The sequence below is a fragment of the Lacinutrix mariniflava genome (assembly GCF_001418015.1).
Classification (GTDB): Bacteria; Bacteroidota; Bacteroidia; order Flavobacteriales; family Flavobacteriaceae; genus Lacinutrix; species Lacinutrix mariniflava.
In genome coordinates, this window is record NZ_LIQG01000002.1 from 1 (window position 1) to 1,008 (window position 1,008).

At 34.9% G+C, this 1,008-nt stretch carries 1 protein-coding gene; it reads left to right on the forward strand.

The annotated features are described in order from the left end of the window. The coding region (gene serS, locus ASC44_RS00015) for a serine--tRNA ligase (protein ID WP_055445591.1) at positions 1–1,008 on the forward strand (1,008 nt) is incomplete at both ends.

A 1,008-nucleotide genomic window follows, 5' to 3' on the forward strand; every position in this document is an offset into this window, starting at 1 on the left:
TTAGATAATACTTTAGCAGAATCTAATGCGATTTCTAAAGAAATAGGAAACTTATACAAATCTGGAAAAGCAGCTGAAGCTAACTTGTTAAAAGAAAAAACGGGTATATTAAAGGAGGATTCTAAAACACTTTCTGAAGCGTTAAATGCTGCAGAAGAGAACCTACAAACTTTATTATATAAATTACCAAACGTCCCTCATGAAAGTGTGCCTGCAGGAAAATCTGAAGAAGATAATGAAGAGATTTTTAATGAAGGTGACATTCCTAAATTATATGACGGAGCGCAACCACACTGGGAATTAGCTAAAAAATACGATATTATTGATTTCGAATTAGGAACAAAAATTGCTGGAGCAGGTTTTCCAGTATATAAAGGAAAAGGAGCAAGATTACAGCGTGCTTTAATTGCTTACTTTTTAGATAAAAATACTTCTGCGGGCTACACAGAATACCAATTACCACATTTAGTAAATGAGGCTTCTTGTTATGGTACTGGACAGTTACCTGATAAAGAAGGACAAATGTACCATGATTCTCGAGACGATTTATATTTAATCCCTACTGCCGAAGTACCTGGTACAAACATTTTTAGAGATGTTTTATTAAACGAAAGCGAATTACCTATTGGTATTACAGGTTACACGCCGTGTTTTAGACGTGAAGCTGGAAGTTATGGAGCCCATGTTCGTGGATTAAACAGATTACATCAATTTGATAAAGTTGAAATTATTAGAGTGGAGCATCCAGACAACTCTTACAAAGCTTTTGAAGCTATGGTAGACCATGTAAAAGATATTTTACGTGAGCTTAAATTACCTTTTAGAATTTTAAGATTATGTGGTGGCGATACAGGTTTTCCTGCTGCTATGACTTACGATTTTGAAGTTTTCTCGACTGCCCAAGACCGTTGGTTAGAAATCTCTAGTATTTCTAATTTTGAAACATACCAAGCAAACCGTTTAAAACTTCGTTTTAAAAATATACTAGGTGTGGTCGGCGTCTCTCAA